This is a genomic window from Enterobacter sp. CPE_E863, assembly GCF_046521465.1.
GTDB classification, from domain to species: domain Bacteria; phylum Pseudomonadota; class Gammaproteobacteria; order Enterobacterales; family Enterobacteriaceae; genus Enterobacter; species Enterobacter adelaidei.
Genome location: NZ_JBKFZX010000001.1, coordinates 16,968 through 35,478, shown reverse-complemented (window position 1 = coordinate 35,478; position 18,511 = coordinate 16,968). Strand labels below are relative to the sequence as shown.

Below are 18,511 nucleotides of genomic sequence, written 5' to 3'. Positions count from 1 at the left end.
TGGGTGTTCAAGCAATGAGCGATTTATTCGAAGAACACCGCAATTTTATTAAACATGGTGGGATCGGACTGGTTGCGCGCCACTTTGGTGACATCTTCCAGCTTATCGATCTGCGCCATCATCTGTTCCAGGCGCTGATCGTCGTTGACCAGCAGCCAGATGCGGCTGTGCTCGCTGCCCTGAATCGGCAGACAGAGAATGCCTTCAACGTTAAACGCGCGACGGGCGAATAGCCCACAGACGTGCGTCATGACGCCAGGGTGGTTGCGGACGGTGAGTTCCAGAATGACGTTATCATGTTGTTTCTGCATGGCTTATTCCCCCACCATCTCAGTATTTGCCGCACCCGGCGGCACCATCGGATACACTTTTTGTTCAGGGTCAATACGCACGTGGATCAGCGCCGGGCCCGGGCGTGAAATCGCTTCCTGCAATGCCGCGTGGGCATCCTCTTCAGCGTTCAAATCGCAGGTATGCAGGCCAAAGCCGGCGGCAATCTGCATAAAGTTGATCATACCGGGATAGGTCGCGGCAAACACGCCCTGCTTATAGAACAGGCTCTGCTGCTGATGCACCAGCCCCAGCGCTTCGTTGTTCATCAGGATGATTTTGACGTCTAACTGGTTTTCGGCCGCGGTCGCCATTTCCTGAATGTTCATCATCAGGCTGCCGTCGCCGGAGAAACAGATAACCTTACGGTCCGGGTTAGCCAGCGCCGCGCCCACTGCCGCAGGCAGGCCAAAGCCCATGGTCCCGAGGCCGCCGGAGGTCAGCCACTGGCGCGGACGGTTCAGCGGGTAGGCCTGCGCGGTCCACATCTGATGCTGGCCTACGTCGGTGGTGATGATCGCGCTGTCGTCCACACAGGCAGCCACGGCGTTAATCAGCCCGTAGTGGCTGAGCGGGTCGCCTTCCGTTGGGATTGCACCAGGGAATTCCTGTTGCAGGTCGGCTACCAGCTGACGCCACTCTTCACGCCCGGTCGCCTCAGTTTGCGGGATCAGCTGTGCCAGTACCTCGGCAACGTCACCCTGAATCGCGACGTGCGGCTGTTTAATTTTACCCAGCTCGGCGCGATCGATATCCACGTGAATGATTTTGGCATTCGGACAGAACTGCTCGGTTTTGCCGATCGCCCGGTCATCAAAACGTGCGCCGAGAACAATCAGCAAATCAGCCTCTTGCAGAATGTAGTTGGTGCTGCGCGCACCGTGCATCCCCAGCATCCCCAGTGACAGCGGGTGCGCTTTCGGGAGCATACCAAGCGCCATCAGCGTCATAGTGGTGGGCAGGTTGGCTTTCTCTGCCAGCTCACGCACCGCGTCAGAGGCATTAATCGCCCCGCCGCCCAGATAGAGCACCGGGCGTTTGGCGGCGTTAATCATGGCTGCGGCGTCACGTACGCTTTCAGCGCTGAATTCCGGGGCAGGGGCACGGCCGCCCGGCTCAGGCAGTACGTCGATCTCGATCTCTGCGGTCTGGACATCCTTAGGAATGTCTATCCACACCGGGCCTGGACGGCCGGACTGCGCAATGCGGAACGCATCGCTGATAACCTGAGGAAGCTCGGCGATATCGCGAACTAAATAGTTATGTTTGGTGATGGGGATAGAGATGCCGTAGGTATCCACTTCCTGGAACGCATCAGTACCAATCATTGAGGATGGTACCTGACCGGTAATGCAGATCAGCGGGATGGAGTCGAGACGCGCATCGGCAATGGCGGTCACCAGGTTGGTCGCCCCGGGGCCGCTACAGGCCATACAGACCGCCGGTTTGCCCTGCGTACGCGCCATGCCCTGGGCGATAAATCCCGCCCCCTGCTCGTGACGCGCCAGTACGTGGCGGATCTGCGTGTTTTGGCTTAACGCATCATACAACGGCAGTACCGTCCCGCCAGGGATACCCGCAACCGTGGTGATGCCCTGTCGTTCCAGTAAATGAACGATTAACTGCGCGCCAGTAAAACGCTTCTTGGTGGATGTTGTGCCCGAACTTGCCATGCTCCAGTCCTTTTCTTCTGGGCCGACTTTCCGGGGAGGCTCTTAAACGAAAAACCCCGCCCGGTTTGCGCCGGCGGGGTTTTGGATTCGTGTGTTGATCCAGTCCCTACGGCGCATTGCCGACGACCACCACCACACGCACGACGACCACTGCGGCTGGTTGCGCAGTTTTTAGTAGGGTCGAAGTGAAGATGGATGAAGTCATTGGGGACCTGTGTTTGGAATCATTGATGGAATTTATACAAACACAGGTTTTCTGGCGTGACAATGGAAATATTTTCATCTGCGCAAAAATGCGTCATGGATCACGTTTCAGTACGTTGCTCGCTCATTCCAGGAGTCACTATAGATGACATTGCCGTCGCAATGCTTCCAGGTGATTTTCTCATAACGCATGAGAACCGTTTCAAGGTGTGTCCCGGTGTTTGCACCCGGATACAGGTCTGGTGTGATTGAGGTTATTTTCACACTCTCCAGGATGATATTAAAATACTCCTGTTCTACACCAGCCTCATTAATTAGATACATCTTAATGATCGCTGACTGGAGCGTTCTCCCCGTACTCAGAGCCCGAAATAAAAACGGGGTTATACGATCAAATTCCTTCTGAAACATGACGGGCATGTGTATGCGCGTGCCCGTCAATTTCCCGGTATTCCCGTCGACTGGAATGTTGACATTATGAGTGAACGATTTGAGTTCAATTGCGCCTTCTCGCCCTGACACAAGGCAAGAACCAACCATCGGAGAACCATTTTCATCTGTTAGAAATAAATAAGCTGGATTTGACATAAAAACTCCTTTTTATAAAACTCAATCGTACTTATCAAAGCGGCCGAAGATTATCGGATGAACAATAATAAATGCAACGATAGAAATGAATGTTAGTAATACCCAGTGGTCAGGCACCAGCCACAGGAACAAAGAGGCGCACGCAAAAATATAAACGGGGAATAAAATATCTGAAAATAGAATTGATAGCAGACTCTTAAACATGCGCCTTGTCCTTTAGGTCGTTATAAATTGCATCGAAATCCTTATAGAATCCCATTTGCATCTTCTTAATGAGTTCCGACAGGAAAGGCTCAAAAAAGTAGTAAAGCATCTCCAGCTGTGCGGTATACAGGGTCGCATAATACTTAGGATCCAACGTTTTCAGGCGACGGGCAGCAAGAGCGCACTTCTGTTCTGTTCCAATTAGCTGAAGCGCCATGACAACGTTTGGTACACGGCGTGCAAGCCGTTCGACGACGATTTCAGAGAGCAGGCCAGATTCAGAAAGGGATTTGGCCAGCCCCCATGCTATCGCTAAACGCGTGGTCTTGCTTATCGGTATGTTGTTAACAAGCCCGGTTACTTTTGAATCCATCTTACGAACGCGATTTTGTTCATTTCCATTTTCAGAATCGGTAATAACACTTTCAAAATAAAGATAGAGCATGTGTGCTATTACATCGCGGTAACGATAAAGAGACACAATTGAGAGGTACATCCTCTTTTCTTCTGAGAGAAGTTCATCGCATACATCATGATAGCTGGGGATTAAGCATGATGAATACCAACTTACACGCTCCATTCCTGAATAAATATCAGAACCGATCCCCTTTAACGCCCTCCATGTCCCTGCTACGCCTTGTTGTCCATAAATAGCCAACTGCCTGTCACTCTGGAACTTCATCTTCAAGTAATCAGATGCCTGCATAATGTATCCATACAATTTACATGGTTGTTGGAATATACGTTGGAAAAGCGTGCAATTCAAATAAATTGGATTAATTTAAATACACATTCACGTTAAAAATAAAAAATCCACAGTTATTAATTGCGGCTATGAGTGACAAAAGTTGAATAGCCTAATGGGGAGAGGTTTTTTGTATCTTATAATTATATTAAATACATAGATGATATATATTTAAGACTTATTAGATGAAACATTAATGTATAACGTGTTCCTGCCACGTACGTCATCATTCATTGCCAATAAGTTAACAGACATCCAATCTTGCGGGCAGCCCAAAAAACAAAAAACCCCGCCTAAGCGAGGTTTTTATCAGGGTTTGCGGTTGGTCGCCGCAGAACACACTGTGTTACGTCAACGCAAAAAGTATACGCGATCGCAGGAGAACGCGCAATTCCGGCACGGATTTTGACGTTTTTGAGTATGGATCGTCTTCCTAATTTTGTCCATAAAATACTGTTCATACATACAGTATTTATCTATACTGAGGGTGTTCGCAGTGAGCGAGGGGGCCGCTGTTCTACCGGCGCAACAAAGTCCTGGCTGAAACGGGTGGTGCCGTCAGTGCCTTAACCCCTGAAGTGAGCACACTGTGTTACGTCAATCCAGGTGCTGGCAACAGGCGGCGGAAAGGTACGCCAGCATCGTGCTCCTTTTTACCAAAAGGAGACGCGTATGAGCGTAGTGGATATGGTGATACTTATCCTCAAACTCATTGTTGCTGTACTGCAACTGCTTGATGCTGTCCTGAAATACCTTCGGTGATTCAGGTTCAAGTCGCACCTGAGAGGGGCGGGCAACCGCCCCTCTTTAATAACGAGGGAATGCTATGTCGCGTCTGTTAATTGAGCCCGTCACCCCGGATGAGCCGGGCTACATCGCCCTGAAGGCGGAAAGTATCGCACTGAATTTCAACATGCTGCGCAGGCTGGAAGAGAACTGGCAGCGGGGTGAAAACCGCTTTAACGCGCCGGGTGAAAAGCTACTGGGGGCGTTTCTCAACGGCAAACTGGTAGGCGTGTGCGGCCTCAACCGCGATCCCTTCAGCCAGCAGCCGCGTGCCGGGCGCATTCGCCACCTCTATGTCAGCGAGAAATGCCGTGGGCTGGGCATTGGCAAACAGCTTTTGACCGTGGTGATGGCCGATGCCAGCATCTGGTTTGATTTTCTCAATACCCACGCGCCTGACACCGCTTACGGGTTCTATCGCCGGGCGGGTTTTACGCTGGTCTCGGACGAACCACGGGTGACGCACCGCCTTTTTTGTGCGGTGTAACCGGCTGGCAGCATCAGGGTGTGAATGTTACAGTTGAGTGACAATTCATCAGCCGATACCCCATGACCATCACCGTTTTCTGCATTTTGCTCTTCGCCGCACTGCTGCATGCCAGCTGGAACGCCATCGTCAAAGCCGGAACGGACAAGCTCTATTCCGCGATTAGCGTCAGCGGCTCCGCCACGGTTATCGCTCTGGTCTTACTGCCGTTTTCCCCACAGCCTTCTGCAGAAAGCTGGCCGTTTTTGATTGTCTCCTGTGCCTTACAGGTGGTGTATACCGTACTGGTGGCGAAGACGTATCAGGTCTCAGACATGAGCCAGACCTATCCATTGATGCGCGGGACAGCCCCGTTGCTGGTGGCGCTGATCAGCGTGCTGGTGCTCGGGGATAGCCTCTCATGGCTCGCATGGTCCGGTATCGGCGTGATCTGCCTGTCAATTCTGGCCATGGCGATGAATGGCCGTATGCGGTCGCGCAAAGGGATATGGCTGGCGCTACTCAACGCATGTTTTATCGCCGGGTATACGCTGGTGGACGGCACGGGCGTACGTTTATCCGACTCTGCACTGGGTTATACGCTCTGGACCTTCTTTATGAATGGCTTCTGTCTGCTGTGCTGGGCGATGGTCGCGAGACGACGCGAAGCCTCTCGTTACCTGGGTCTGCACTGGAAAAAAGGGCTGCTCGGCGGTGTCGGGACGATGGGATCGTATGGCCTGGCATTATGGGCGATGACTCAGGCTCCGCTTGCGGTTGTCGCCGCGCTACGTGAAACCTCAATTCTCTTCGGTGCGTTAATTGCTTTTGTGCTTTTGAAAGAGAAGGTTGCCGGCCTGCGCATCGCTGCTGCGCTGGGTATTGCCGGCGGGGCTATCTTGCTACGCCTGGCGTAATCCACTGGCAACATTAGTTGCCGATCTTGTTTACAAATCCTGCCTTTACCGGTTTTTTCATTCACCACGACAATGCTTAAATTGTCATCTCACTGTGGTAGATTCCTCGCGCATTTATGGGAATGCGCAGTCACTTATTCTTCATTTCTCTCTTTTGGCAAAAGTATTCAGCGACATGAAAAAACAAAGGAACGTTAACTTATTGTTGATGCTGGTGTTACTGGTGGCCGTCGGTCAGATGGCACAAACCATCTACATTCCGGCGATTGCCGACATGGCAAAGGAACTTAACGTCCGTGAGGGTGCAGTACAAAGCGTGATGGCAGCCTACCTGCTGACCTATGGCGTTTCGCAGTTGTTCTATGGGCCGCTCTCTGACCGTATCGGCCGCCGCCCGGTGATTTTAGTCGGTATGTCTATTTTCATGGTCGCCACGACGATCGCGATGACCACCCACAACCTGACCGTGTTGATTGCCGCCAGCGCCCTGCAGGGTGTCGGCACCGGCGTCGGCGGGGTGATGGCGCGTACCTTACCGAGGGATATGTATCAGGGCACTCAGCTTCGCCATGCTAACAGTTTGTTGAACATGGGAATTCTGGTCAGCCCGCTGCTGGCCCCGCTGATTGGCGGCCTGCTGGACACGATGTGGTCCTGGCGGGCCTGTTACGCTTTCCTGCTGGTGCTGTGCATGATCGTCACTTTTAGCATGGCGCGCTGGATGCCGGAAACGCGCCCGCAAGACGCACCGCGTACGAAGCTTATCGCCAGCTATAAAACGCTATTCGGTAACGGAGCGTTTACCTGTTACCTGCTGATGCTGATCGGTGGCCTCGCGGGTATTGCGGTGTTCGAAGCCTGCTCAGGTGTACTCCTGGGCGCAGGGCTTGGCCTGAGCAGCATGGTGGTCAGTATTCTGTTTATTCTGCCTATTCCTGCGGCGTTCTTCGGTGCCTGGTTTGCCGGACGTCCCAACAAACGTTTCTCGACGTTGATGTGGCAATCGGTCATTAGCTGCCTGCTGGCAGGCGTAATGATGTGGGTTCCGGGGCTGTTCGGCGTGATGACCGTCTGGACGTTGCTGATCCCGGCGGCACTGTTCTTCTTCGGTGCGGGGATGCTGTTCCCGCTCGCCACCAGCGGCGCGATGGAGCCGTTCCCGTTCCTTGCAGGCACTGCGGGGGCGCTGGTGGGCGGTTTGCAGAATATCGGTTCCGGCGCGCTGGCCTGGCTCTCCGCTATGATGCCGCAGACCGGTCAGGCTAGTTTGGGTTTGCTGATGACGCTGATGGGACTGCTGATTTTACTGTGCTGGCTGCCGCTGGCGTCGCGTGTCCCGCATCACGAGCAACCGGTTTAACCGCATGATGGCCCGGCTTTTCACAGACAGGGGCGATCATCGCCTGCAGCAACGGTTCTGGTGCGGGTCGCCAGGCCCCCTCCTCCCCGTCGTAAAACTGGAAATCCGCGTTAAGCGCATACGGGATTTTCGCCTTTTGCAGCTCGCAGGCCATAAAGGTGGCAAAGGCCATTTGCGAAGCGGTTGGGGTGAAACGGCTTGATTCCCCAACGCCCCAACCCCCGACCCAGCTAACGTGCCCGGTTTTTTGCTGCCAGTGCTGCGCGGTAGTGATGCGGTTATGGATTGCCGCTTTCTCTGCCGCCGTCCCGGAAGTCCATGGATATTTACCGCTATTTTTCAGCGGCCCCCACGGGAAAATGTGCCACTCCGCCAGCAGGTAGTTTTGGCTGTGCGCGGGCAGCTTCAGGCTGGATAAATCCTCCGGCGCGGCACGCAGACGCGGCGCAATGAAGATCATTCGCTGCGGGTCAATGTCGTGGATCGCTTTAATGGTCTTTTCATAGACGCGGTTTAACGATGCAAGGTTGTGGTTGAGCTTGTCGGCCGGCTCATAGATGAGGTCAAAACCCAGCAGAGGGTAGCTCTGACCGAAATAGTGCGCCACGGCAATCCACCAGTTGACCGTCTCTTTCTCGTTATCGGCTTTCGGGTCGTTTTTATATTCATCCGCCTGATACGCGACTATCGGGATCACGCCATACTGCTCGCAGGCTTCCACCAGCTTGCGCAGGTGGATCAGCCGCGCTTCCGTAGGCTCATCGGCGACGCGGATGCGCACGTGGGTAATGCCTTTTGCTCGAAAATCGCGTACCACCAGCGGGTCGAATTCACGTATGCCGCGCTCGGTGCGCGCCCAGTCCACATCCATCCCGACGCCCAGCTGCTGCGCATAAAGGGCGGCCGTCAGCGGCGGCTCAGCGGCAATCGCCCAGCCGGAAGAGATCAGTAATGCAGAGGCAATAAAAGGCTTTAACACGGTTTACCCTGGATAAATCGAAAGCATTACCTGTATTTAGCACGCTTTTTCACATTTGGTGTAGAGCGAAAGCGTAATAATTCTTCAACCTGCCAGCTCTCTCAGCCAGCCGATAAAGGCGTCAATTTTCGGCCACTGACGGCCAGAAAGCGTCGAAATATAGTAGTGCTGATGACATTTCAGGGTCTTGTCACCAAACGGGGCAATCAGCTCGCCTCGTTCCAGCCGTTTCTGCACCAGCCGCTTTCTGCCCATCGCGACGCCGACGTGGTTGATGGCCGCGATAATCGCTAAATCGGAACGATCGAAACCAATGCCCTAGGATGGCGGCATATTCATCGCAAAGTGCTGCGCCCAGCTAAGCCACTCATCCGTACCGGAATCATTGCTCCAGGCCTGACGGTCGTGCAGCAGCGTGCAGTGGCTGAGGTTATCGGGGTTTTTCAGCAGTTCATGCTCGCGGGCATACTGCGGTGAGCAGACGGGCAAGATCTCTTCATCCATCAGGAAGTGATGAGAAAGGTGGTTTGGCGGCGTATCGTCAAAATACAGCGCCAGATCGACGCCCGTTCGCTGCATATTGACGTAATCGTTGCCGGTCAGGATGGTGAGAGAAATAGACGGGTAGCGACGGGTAAAATCCCCCAGCATGGGGACCAGCCAGCACTGGGCAATCGACGGTCGGGAGTAGACCGTCAGCGTACCGGACAGCGCCTGGTTTTTGATGTCCAGGATCTCCTGGTTCAGGGTGTCGAGTGAAGATTTTAGCGTCCAGTAAACGCGTTTTCCCTCCTGCGTCAGCTCGACTTTACGGTGCGAGCGGACAAACAGCTGAATGCCCAACTCCTCTTCCAGCAGGTTGATGCGGTGACTCACCGCGCTGGGGCTGAGCGACAACTCTTCCGCAGCCAGCGCGAAGGACTCGTGCCGGGCAGCCACCTCAAAGGTGTACATTTTCGACAGCTGCCAGCCGTTTAACAGCCGGTTTCGGGCTTCATTCACATCGTTCATCACAATTCTCACGCCTTATTTTCATGTTCAGCATACCGTTCAAAGATGAATTTATGTGAACCTAATACGAATTTAGTGCGCTTTTTAGAGTTTAGTCACTCAGTTGATCCAATCTGGCTCATCTGAAAGCCAATTTATATCGTTTGTCAGCCCAAGCCGTTTTTTCGTCCAATACCCGTAGATGACATAAGGGTGAGGTGAGATATGGGATCTCAGGTCTGGGTTGTGGCAACGCTGCTTGTCAGCATCGTGTTGATTGTTTTAACCATCGTAAAACTGAAGTTTCACCCGTTCCTCGCGCTGCTGCTGGCGAGCTTTTTCGTCGGCGCGATGATGGGGATGAGCCCGCTGGATATGGTGAACGCCATTGAGAGCGGGATTGGCGGTACGCTGGGCTTCCTGGCGGCAGTAATCGGCCTTGGCACTATTCTTGGCAAGATGATGGAAGTCTCCGGGGCGGCAGAGCGCATCGGGATCGCGTTGCAGCGCTGCCGCTGGCTGTCAGCAGACGTGATTATGGTGCTCGTGGGGATGATTTGCGGGATCACGCTGTTTGTGGAAGTGGGCGTGGTGCTGCTGATACCGCTGGCATTTTCCATTGCCAAAAAGACCCACACCTCACTGCTCAAACTTGCCATTCCGCTCTGTACCGCATTGATGGCGGTGCACTGCGTGGTGCCTCCCCATCCTGCGGCGCTGTTTGTCACCAATAAATTAGGTGCGGACGTCGGAACGGTTATCGTCTACGGTCTGCTGGTGGGCCTGATGGCCTCGCTGATCGGCGGCCCGCTGTTCCTGAAACTGCTTGGCAACCGTCTGCCGTTTAAACCGGTTCCGGCGGAATTTTCAGACCTGAAAGTGCGGGAAGAGCATACGCTGCCATCGCTGGGTGCGACGCTGTTCACGGTGCTGCTGCCGATTGCCCTGATGCTGGTGAAAACCATCGCTGAGTTAAATATGGCGAAAGACGGCACGCTGTATACGCTGCTGGAGTTTATCGGCAACCCGATCACCGCGATGTTTATCGCCGTGTTTGTCGCCTACTACCTGCTGGGGATCCGCCAGCATATGAGCATGGGCGCAATGCTGACCCATACCGAGCACGGTTTTGGCTCTATCGCCAACATTTTGCTGATTATCGGCGCAGGCGGGGCGTTTAACGCCATCCTGAAAACCAGCGGGCTGGCGGATACGCTGGCGCATATTCTCTCGAACCTGCACATGCACCCTATCCTGCTCGCCTGGCTGGTGGCGCTGGTTCTGCATGCCGCCGTGGGTTCGGCTACGGTGGCGATGATGGGCGCCACCGCGATTGTTGCACCGATGCTGCCACTCTATCCGAACGTCAGCCCGGAGATCATTACTATTGCCATCGGTTCCGGCGCCATTGGCTGCACGATCGTCACGGATTCTCTCTTCTGGCTGGTGAAGCAGTACTGCGGCGCGACCCTGAATGAGACCTTCAAATACTATACGACGGCGACGTTTATCGCCTCGGTGCTTGCACTTGGCGGCACATTCCTGCTTTCTTTCATTATCTGAGCGCGAAGAGACGTATTATGGAAAACGCAACTATCACTACTTTAACCGCACAGTTTCCTCTGGTTGAGGATCTGATTGCCCTGAAAGAAACCACCTGGCTTAACCCGCGCACTACCACGCTGGCAGAAGGATTGCCTTACGTCGGGCTGACCAAAGCCGACGTGGACGACGCGCATGCTCGTCTCAACCGCTTCGCGCCGTATCTGGCGAAAGCATTCCCGGAAACGGCGGCGACCAATGGCATCATCGAATCTGAACTGGTTGCCATTCCGGCAATGCAAAAACGGCTGGAGAAGGAATTTGCTACAAACATTCCTGGCACCCTGCTGCTGAAAAAAGACAGCCATCTGCCGATCTCTGGCTCCATCAAAGCGCGCGGCGGCATCTATGAAGTACTGACCCACGCCGAAAAACTGGCGCTGGAAGCCGGATTGCTGAGCATTGAAGACGACTACAGCATCCTGCTGGAGCCGCGCTTTAAGGACTTCTTCAGCCAGTACAGCATTGCGGTAGGCTCAACCGGCAACCTGGGGATGTCTATCGGCATTATGAGCGCACGCATCGGCTTTAAGGTGACGGTGCATATGTCCGCCGACGCCCGCGAGTGGAAGAAAGCCAAACTGCGCAGCCACGGCGTGATCGTCGTGGAGTATGAGCAGGATTACGGCGTGGCGGTGGAACAGGGGCGCAAAGCGGCAGAAAGCGATCCGAACTGCTTCTTCATTGACGATGAAAACTCCCGCACCCTGTTCCTGGGCTATGCGGTGGCAGGCGAGCGCCTTAAGGCACAGTTTGCTGCCCAGGGACGCGTAGTGGATGCAGAACATCCGCTGTATGTATACCTGCCATGCGGCGTCGGCGGCGGTCCTGGCGGTGTGGCGTTTGGCCTGAAGCTGGCTTTTGGCGATAACGTTCATTGCTTCTTCGCGGAGCCAACGCATTCGCCGTGCATGCTGCTGGGCGTCTACACCGGCCTGCACGATGAAATCGCGGTGCAGGATCTGGGCATTGATAACGTGACGGCGGCGGACGGTCTGGCCGTAGGACGGGCGTCCGGCTTCGTGGGCCGCGCGATGGAACGCCTGCTTGACGGGTTCTATACGCTTTCCGATCAGAGCATGTACGACATGCTCGGCTGGCTGGCGCAGGAGGAAGGGATCCGCCTGGAACCGTCGGCGCTGGCAGGCATGGCCGGGCCGGTGCGCGTGGATGCCGGTGCGAACGTCACCCACCTGGTCTGGGCGACCGGCGGCGGAATGGTACCGGAAGACGAGATGGCGAAATATCTGGCTAAAGGGAAAAAATAGCCTGTAGGTGGGTTACCGCAAACAGCAGTGACAGGGACAGTACAGCCAGGGCGATCAGGAATTTATCCCGCACCGCCTTCGGCTGTACAAAATCGTCCTGCGACACATCCATCAGGTTACGGCTGCGGGTATAGCGCCATAAAATGAGTGCCACCAACGCCAGCACAACCAGTGAGATCCAAAATGGCACCCCTGTACGGTGCCAGTTGTGCTTAATCGCCAGGGCAATCAGCGCGCCATACCCCAGCAGCGTGCGCAGCCAGGCGAGTGACGTCCGCTCCGGCTGCAGGCCGGGGTCCGCTTCGCGTCGCGCTTTGCGGCTATCCGCCATAGAACACCAGCACCATAATCACCCCCGCCACCGTCAGCAGGATCGTACTGATGATGAGTAACCCGCGCGTATAGGGCAGATCCTGCTTCAGACGCATCGCCTTCTCATTGCGCAGCCAGCGCAGGTAGCCGTAAATCGCCAGTACCCCCGCGAACAGGCACAGCAGCAACGCCAGCACCTCGCGAATCAACGGTGTGGCAAAATCAGGCGCGAGTTGATCGAGACCCACCCCTGCGGCAAGAAAGCCCAGCGCGGTGCGGATCCACGCCAGAAATGTGCGTTCATTAGCCAGAGAGAAGCGATAGTCCGGCGCTTCACCGAGGCGGGAAATTTTCATGAAGGTTCCTTGTCGTGCCAGAGACAGGCTTCAGCATAGCGTAAATCGACAAGGACAAGGAGACCGGCATCGGGCGATGCCGGTCGGAAAGGTTAATGCAGCTCTGGCCAGTAACCCTTATTGGCCTCGATCAGGTCATCCAGAATGGCTTTCGCAACGGAGGCGCTCGGCACGGTTTTCGACAGGGTAATCGCCTGCCAGAGTTTCTGGTATGAGCGTTGTTCCCAGGCATCCACCACCAGTTTTTCCACCGCCACCTGCTGGCTCATCAATCCTTTCTGGAAGTGCGGAATATCGCCCACGGTCAGTGGTTCCGGCCCGTTGTGGCCCACCAGGCACGGAATTTCCACCATCGCGTCGGCATCAAAGTTATGGATAGCCCCGTTGTTTGGCACAATCAGCAACATGCGCTCCTGGGTGTTGAAGGCAATTGCCGTCGCCAGATCGACGATGTACGACGCATGTTCGTCGATTTCCAGCTCACCGGCGGCGGAGTTACCGGCTTCGATAATCGCCCGGCAAGAGCTGAACACGTGCTTCTCGCGGTGATCCATCACCTCATTGGCGCGGGTGCGTTCCGGGTTGGAGTGCGCGACCACGTAGTCCGGGAACAGATAATATTTTAGGTAGGTGTTCGGCATGGTGTCCGGATCCAGCGCCTGCACGTCTTTTGCTTTGGCAAAGGTATCGTTCCAGCTCGCTTCGGTATGCGCATCTTCCGAAGGCGGGACATAGCCGTTTTTCGCAACGTATTCGCGCAGTTTCGGCATCAGATCGTTGCCGTTCAGATCTTCAATCGACGTCCACCAGCCGAAGTGGTTCAACCCGTAGTAGCGAACCCGCATCTCTTTGCGGTCCTTCAGGCCAACAATCTGCGCCATGCGCCCTTCAATGCCGATCGGCATATCGCAGATATTGAGGATTTTGGCATTCGGACGAAGACGGCGGGTAGCTTCCGCCACAATCGCCGCCGGGTTGGAGTAGTTCAGCATCCAGGCGTTCGGGGAGTACTGCTCCATATAATCCACCAGTTCCAGCACGCCGCCGATAGAGCGCATGCCGTAAGAGATCCCACCCGGGCCGCAGGTTTCCTGACCCAGCACGCCGTGACGCAATGGGATTTTCTCGTCTTTTTCACGCATCGGGTATTTGCCCACGCGGATATGCGCCATCACGAAATCGACATCGGTAAAGGCGGCTTTTGGATCGGTGGTGTAGCTAAATTCAATTTCCGGAGCCTGTTCTTTAAGGATGATTTTGCACGCTTCGGCGATAGTCTCCTGACGTGCGCCGTCGTTGTCATAGAACTTCAGCGCGCGCAGCGGGAAACGGTCGCGGTTGGCTAACAGCATCAGGACGATACCAGGCGTAAAGGTGCTGCCGCCGCCTGCAATGACAACTGAGAATTTTTTCATGATATAGCCTCTGTCAGGGTGGTTTGTTCATTCGTTAAAGGGGTTTTCATCAGCGATTCCAGCTGGTCGCGCACCTGAGGAACGTGCAGGCCGACAATCACCTGAATGCCGTTGCCGCGCCGGACGACACCGTGTGCGCCCAGGGCTTTGAAGACGTCATCACTTTGGGTTTTCGCCATATCCACCAGCGCGATACGTAAGCGGGTGGCGCAGTTGTTAATGCTTTCGATATTGGCCGCACCGCCGAGTGCCTGTAAGAATCCGGCAGCTTGTCCAACCTGCTGGCTGGCCGCCGCCGGGGCGGTGGTTTGCTCGCGCGCGGCCTTATAGTCAGCCTTGCTGTAGAGTTTGATTTCACTCTCTTCCCGGCCAGGTGTTTTGAGGTTCAGACGCTCAATCAGCGTTTTGAAGACCACGAAGTAGATCCCGGTAAAGCAGACGCCGATACCGATTTGGGTGAACATCATTGAGGCGTGGTTATGGAACATTGGGATCCAGTTTTGCGGCAGGAACTGGTCCAGCATGCCGCCGCCCATATTCCCTACCACGCCAAAGATGTACATCACCGTTGCCATCGTCGCGGCCAGTACGGCGTGGACGGCAAACAGCAGCGGCGAAATAAACAGGAAGGTGAATTCGAGTGGCTCGGTAATCCCCACCAGTACGGCGGTGAGCGTGGCCGGGATCAGCAACCCCGCTACCTTGACGCGGTTTTCCGGCGACGCGGTGTACCACAGCGCCAGCGCAATCCCGACAGAGCCAAACACTTTGGAGTTACCGTGCAGTGCGAAACCGCCTTCCGGGAACAGGGTTTTCAGCGGCAGCGTGCTCTGGCTGAACTCCTGCAGATGCTGCGCCCAGTAGACCTGAATCCCGCCTTCCACTGCCGCAGGGCCGAAAATAAACGGACCGTAGACAAAGTGATGCAATCCGGTTGGGATCAGAATGCGTTCCAGGAAGGTATAAACCCAGACACCCAATGCACCAGCAGAATGTAAGAAGGCCTGCAGAGACTCAATGCCCATTTGCACTTTCGGCCAACCCAGCAGCGTCAGCCAGGCGCAGGGGATCATAACGAAGAATGCGAGGATAACGACGAACGACGTACCCTGGAAAATCCCCAGAAAAACCGGCAGCGGCTTGTCGAAATAGCGGTTATGGATCGCGGTGACGATGCCCGAAATCACAATCGCCCCAATAATGCTGGTATCCAGCGTTTTGATACCCGCAATCATCGCCAGCCCGCTTCCCGCCATGGGCTCTGCGGAGAAATCGACGCCAAAGAAATGACCCCAGGTCATCCCCATCGCATTGATAAAGTAGTTCCAGGTCAGGAAGCTAATCAGCACCGCCAGACAGGCGCGGCCCTGCGCCTGCTTCGCCAGACCAATCGGCAGGCCGACGGCAAAAATCAGCGGCATATTACGAAACACCGCCCAGCCGCCCTCTTCAATGATGTGAACGATCTGCGCGAAAAGATTATCCGGAGCGGTTAAAGCCTCGCCCACAAACAGCGGGTTGCGAAGCATGATGGCAATTCCCACCACGATCCCGGCGAACGGAAACAGCAACACCGGGGTAAACATGGCACCGCCAAAACGTTGTATTTGACTGAGCATTTTTAAATCCTCACGTAACAACCTGTAGGGGGTAGAGGCCTTTATGGTTTTTTGCTGGCCTGAGGTGAGCATAAGAACTTACTGATGCGCGAACATGGCGTGCCGCTGCGATTCGTGATCGCATTCATGGTTTTATTTTGACCAGTCAGGTCTACTTTTCGTTATAAATATGGACATGTCAGGACGCAATCCACCGCCAGAAAAGGGCAGAGAGGTCTACTGGTGATCTACAAATCTATTGCCGACAGATTACGGCTGCGGCTGAATTCGTCGGACTACAACATCGGCAGCCCGCTTCCTGGTGAAAAGACGTTGGCACAGGAATTCGGCGTGGCGCGGATGACCATTCGAAAGGCACTGGACCTGCTGGTCAGTTGGGGGCTGGTGGAGCGGCGCCACGGCAGCGGGACGTTTGTATCGCGTAAAGATGTCCACCATGAAACCACTAACCTGACCGGGCTGGTGGAGGTGCTGCGTCAGCAGGGGAAAGAGGTGCAGAGCAAGGTGTTGCAGTTCGAAGTCATGCCCGCACCGCCCGCCATCGCCAGCCAGCTGCGGATACAGGTGGATGAACGGATCTACTTTTCGCGTCGCGTGCGTTTCGTGGAGGGGAAACCCCTGATGCTGGAGGACAGCTTTATGCCCGTGAAGCTGTTTCGCAATCTGTCGCTGGCGCATCTTGAAGGGTCGAAGTTTGATTACATCGAGAAGGAGTGCGGGATCACCATCAGCGGCAACTACGAGAGCCTGACGCCAGTGCTGGCAGATAAACAGCTGGCCGGTTACCTGAACCTGCCGGAACAAACGCCGCTGCTGCGAATTACGTCTCTCTCATACAGCGACAGCGGCGAGTTCCTCAATTATTCCGTGATGTTCCGTAATACCAGCGATTACCAGGTGGACTACCATCTGCGGCGCATCCACCCGGACGAATTACTAGCTCATCCCCCAGAACAGCACCGCCAGTAGCTGCGGGGTGATGATGCGCAGGAACATGACCAGCGGGTATACCGTGGCATAGGACAATGCCGCCGCACCGCTGGTGGCGTGCAGGTTATTGGCAAAGGCTAGCGCGGGAGGGTCCGTCATGGAGCCCGCCAGCATACCGCACAGCGTCAGATAGTTCATTTTGGCGAACATCCGCGCCAGAATGCCCACCGTCAGCAGCGGGATCGCCGTGATAAATATCCCGTAGCCGACCCAACTCATCCCTTCGCCCTTGACCAGGGTATCGACAAAATCACCGCCGGATTTCAGGCCGACAACGGCCAGGAACAGCACGATGCCGAGCTCGCGCAGCGCCAGGTTGGCGCTCGGTGGCATAAACCAGTAGAGCTTACCGATGCAGCCGATACGACCAAGGATGAGCGCCATAATCAGCGGCCCGCCCGCCAGGCCCAGCTTCAGCGCAACCGGGAAACCCGGCACGTACAGCGGAATGGAGCCCAGCAGCACGCCAAGCCCGATACCGATAAACACGGGCAGCATCTGCACCTGCTGCAGTTTTTGCTGGGCGTTGCCGACCATATCCGCCACAGCATCAATAGACGACGGACGCCCGACCAGATTAAGGATATCGCCGAACTGCAGGCTAGCCTCTGGGCTGGCGACTAACTCGACACCCGCACGGTTAAGACGGGAGATCACCACGTCGTAGCGCTCTTTTACCTGCAGATCGCGTATTTTCTTGCCCAGAACGTGCTCGTTAGTCACCACCACACGTTCCACGCGCATATCGGTGCCACGGGTTGAGAGCGACGTATCCACTTCCTGACCAATCACCAGCCGCGCGTTGTTTAAATCCCCTGGCTGGCCGACCAGATGCAGCAAATCGCCTTGCTGAATGACGGTGCCGGGCGCGGGCACCATCAGCATATCGTCACGCTTAAGGCGGGAGCAGATGATATTGGCGCTGTTCAGGATCGGCACATCCTGAATCGCCATGTTGTTCAGATTGGGGTTATCAACCCGAATATTGATGGTTTTGATCGGCATATGGCCGTTAGTGAGGGTGGTTTCGTGGTCCTTCGCCTCTTTGTCGACGTTAATCCGGAACAGGACGCGTACCAGCCACATGGAGAGCAGAATGCCGCAAATCCCAAACGGATAGGCCATGGCGTAGCTCATCCCCATCTGGTCGACAATACCGGGTTCGATACCCAAATCGCGCAGAATTTGCTGCCCTGCACCGAGTGCCGGTGTGTTGGTCACCGCCCCGGAGAAGATACCCAACACCACAGGCAGCGGGATATCAAAGACTTTATGCAGAATAGCGGTAACCAGCCCGCCCATCACCACAATGCCGAGAGCAAACAGGTTAAGCCGTAATCCGGAAACCCGAAGTGAGGCAAAAAAGCCCGGCCCCACCTGAATACCGATGGTATAAACGAAGAGGATCAGACCGAATTCCTGAATAAAGTGGAGCATTTCGGCGCTGAGGACCAGCCCGAGTTTGTCGGCAAAGTGCCCGACAAAAATTCCGCCAAACAGAACCCCGCCAATCCCAAACCCGACGCCACGGATTTTGATATTACCTATCCACAGTCCAACTACAGCGACCAGGGCCAACACGCTAACCGTTAACGCGATATCACTCATGATCCACTTCCTGTGCATAACCTTAGTTATGACGAGGATTCTCTCAGAGCCAGACGTAGTTGTATGGGCGATGGCGCACAAAAAAGCCCTGCTGGGGCA

The 18,511-nt window shown here is 55.1% G+C and carries 18 protein-coding genes and 1 pseudogene; 7 read left to right on the top strand and 12 right to left on the bottom strand.

The window, feature by feature from the left end; genetic code table 11:
• Positions 1 to 23 precede the first annotated feature (23 nt).
• The 5 genes from ilvN to ACLHV8_RS00155 form a co-directional block, all read right to left on the bottom strand.
• A complete protein-coding gene (gene ilvN, locus ACLHV8_RS00175; protein ID WP_010426528.1) occupies positions 24 to 311 on the bottom strand; it encodes an acetolactate synthase small subunit in 288 nt (95 codons plus the stop codon).
• A 3-nt stretch (positions 312 to 314) separates the two neighbouring features.
• Positions 315 to 2,003 (bottom strand): acetolactate synthase large subunit, encoded by a 1,689-nt coding sequence (gene ilvB, locus ACLHV8_RS00170; protein ID WP_208595213.1) that lies wholly within the window; start codon positions 2,001 to 2,003, stop codon positions 315 to 317.
• 106 nt (positions 2,004 to 2,109) lie between these two features.
• Positions 2,110 to 2,208 (bottom strand): ilvB operon leader peptide IvbL, encoded by a 99-nt coding sequence (gene ivbL / locus ACLHV8_RS00165; RefSeq protein WP_057979964.1) that lies wholly within the window; start codon positions 2,206 to 2,208, stop codon positions 2,110 to 2,112.
• A gap of 107 nt (positions 2,209 to 2,315) precedes the next feature.
• Positions 2,316 to 2,795 carry an Hcp family type VI secretion system effector gene (locus tag ACLHV8_RS00160; protein WP_129324371.1) on the bottom strand — a complete coding sequence of 160 codons (480 nt, stop codon included), beginning with the start codon at positions 2,793 to 2,795 and terminating at the stop codon, positions 2,316 to 2,318.
• Between the two features lie 196 nt (positions 2,796 to 2,991).
• Positions 2,992 to 3,705 carry a hypothetical protein gene (locus ACLHV8_RS00155; protein ID WP_129324372.1) on the bottom strand — a complete coding sequence of 238 codons (714 nt, stop codon included), beginning with the start codon at positions 3,703 to 3,705 and terminating at the stop codon, positions 2,992 to 2,994.
• 711 nt (positions 3,706 to 4,416) lie between these two features.
• On the opposite strand from ACLHV8_RS00155, the gene tisB reads away from it, so the two are divergent.
• From tisB to emrD, 4 genes are all read left to right on the top strand, one after another.
• Positions 4,417 to 4,506, top strand: coding sequence for a type I toxin-antitoxin system toxin TisB (gene tisB / locus ACLHV8_RS00150; protein WP_020684667.1), 90 nt, complete (start codon positions 4,417 to 4,419; stop codon positions 4,504 to 4,506).
• A 64-nt stretch (positions 4,507 to 4,570) separates the two neighbouring features.
• Entirely contained in the window at positions 4,571 to 5,017 is a 447-nt protein-coding gene (locus ACLHV8_RS00145) for a GNAT family N-acetyltransferase (RefSeq protein WP_014881927.1), read from the top strand.
• Between the two features lie 62 nt (positions 5,018 to 5,079).
• Positions 5,080 to 5,913: an EamA family transporter gene (locus ACLHV8_RS00140; RefSeq protein WP_108089294.1), complete on the top strand. Its 834-nt coding sequence runs from the start codon at positions 5,080 to 5,082 to the stop codon at positions 5,911 to 5,913.
• Positions 5,914 to 6,088: 175 nt separating this feature from the next.
• Positions 6,089 to 7,273 carry a multidrug efflux MFS transporter EmrD gene (gene emrD, locus ACLHV8_RS00135; RefSeq protein ID WP_028017801.1) on the top strand — a complete coding sequence of 395 codons (1,185 nt, stop codon included), beginning with the start codon at positions 6,089 to 6,091 and terminating at the stop codon, positions 7,271 to 7,273.
• Here emrD and ACLHV8_RS00130 read toward each other — a convergent pair.
• Both ACLHV8_RS00130 and dsdC read right to left on the bottom strand, forming a co-directional pair.
• Positions 7,176 to 8,252 (bottom strand): cellulase family glycosylhydrolase, encoded by a 1,077-nt coding sequence (locus ACLHV8_RS00130; protein ID WP_208594869.1) that lies wholly within the window; start codon positions 8,250 to 8,252, stop codon positions 7,176 to 7,178. The two genes, emrD and ACLHV8_RS00130, sit on opposite strands and share 98 nt — an antisense overlap.
• An 84-nt stretch (positions 8,253 to 8,336) precedes the next feature.
• Positions 8,337 to 9,263, bottom strand: a pseudogene (gene dsdC / locus ACLHV8_RS00125) (DNA-binding transcriptional regulator DsdC).
• A gap of 204 nt (positions 9,264 to 9,467) precedes the next feature.
• Here dsdC and dsdX point away from each other — a divergent pair.
• On the top strand, positions 9,468 to 10,805 hold the full coding sequence (gene dsdX, locus ACLHV8_RS00120) for a D-serine transporter DsdX (RefSeq protein WP_208594870.1): 1,338 nt from the start codon (positions 9,468 to 9,470) through the stop codon (positions 10,803 to 10,805).
• Between the two features lie 17 nt (positions 10,806 to 10,822).
• Positions 10,823 to 12,112: a D-serine ammonia-lyase gene (gene dsdA / locus ACLHV8_RS00115; protein ID WP_028017797.1), complete on the top strand. Its 1,290-nt coding sequence runs from the start codon at positions 10,823 to 10,825 to the stop codon at positions 12,110 to 12,112.
• Here the strand turns inward: dsdA and ACLHV8_RS00110 are convergent.
• The 4 genes from ACLHV8_RS00110 to ACLHV8_RS00095 form a co-directional block, all read right to left on the bottom strand.
• Positions 12,096 to 12,443: a DUF202 domain-containing protein gene (locus ACLHV8_RS00110; protein ID WP_028017796.1), complete on the bottom strand. Its 348-nt coding sequence runs from the start codon at positions 12,441 to 12,443 to the stop codon at positions 12,096 to 12,098. The two genes, dsdA and ACLHV8_RS00110, sit on opposite strands and share 17 nt — an antisense overlap.
• Positions 12,433 to 12,780 (bottom strand): YidH family protein, encoded by a 348-nt coding sequence (locus tag ACLHV8_RS00105; RefSeq protein WP_028017795.1) that lies wholly within the window; start codon positions 12,778 to 12,780, stop codon positions 12,433 to 12,435. The genes ACLHV8_RS00110 and ACLHV8_RS00105 overlap by 11 nt, the downstream gene beginning before the upstream one ends.
• Before the next feature lie 92 nt (positions 12,781 to 12,872).
• Positions 12,873 to 14,195 (bottom strand): 6-phospho-alpha-glucosidase, encoded by a 1,323-nt coding sequence (locus ACLHV8_RS00100; RefSeq protein WP_028017794.1) that lies wholly within the window; start codon positions 14,193 to 14,195, stop codon positions 12,873 to 12,875.
• Positions 14,192 to 15,814, bottom strand: a complete 1,623-nt coding sequence (locus ACLHV8_RS00095) for an alpha-glucoside-specific PTS transporter subunit IIBC (protein ID WP_208594871.1) — start codon at positions 15,812 to 15,814, stop codon at positions 14,192 to 14,194. The genes ACLHV8_RS00100 and ACLHV8_RS00095 overlap by 4 nt, the downstream gene beginning before the upstream one ends.
• A gap of 222 nt (positions 15,815 to 16,036) precedes the next feature.
• Between ACLHV8_RS00095 and ACLHV8_RS00090 the strand changes: the two genes are divergently transcribed.
• Positions 16,037 to 16,783 (top strand): GntR family transcriptional regulator, encoded by a 747-nt coding sequence (locus ACLHV8_RS00090; RefSeq protein ID WP_208594872.1) that lies wholly within the window; start codon positions 16,037 to 16,039, stop codon positions 16,781 to 16,783.
• Here ACLHV8_RS00090 and ACLHV8_RS00085 read toward each other — a convergent pair.
• Complete coding sequence (locus tag ACLHV8_RS00085) at positions 16,751 to 18,412, bottom strand: putative transporter (RefSeq protein ID WP_028017791.1); 1,662 nt, start codon at positions 18,410 to 18,412, stop codon at positions 16,751 to 16,753. The genes ACLHV8_RS00090 and ACLHV8_RS00085 overlap by 33 nt on opposite strands.
• Between the last annotated feature and the right edge of the window lie 99 nt (positions 18,413 to 18,511).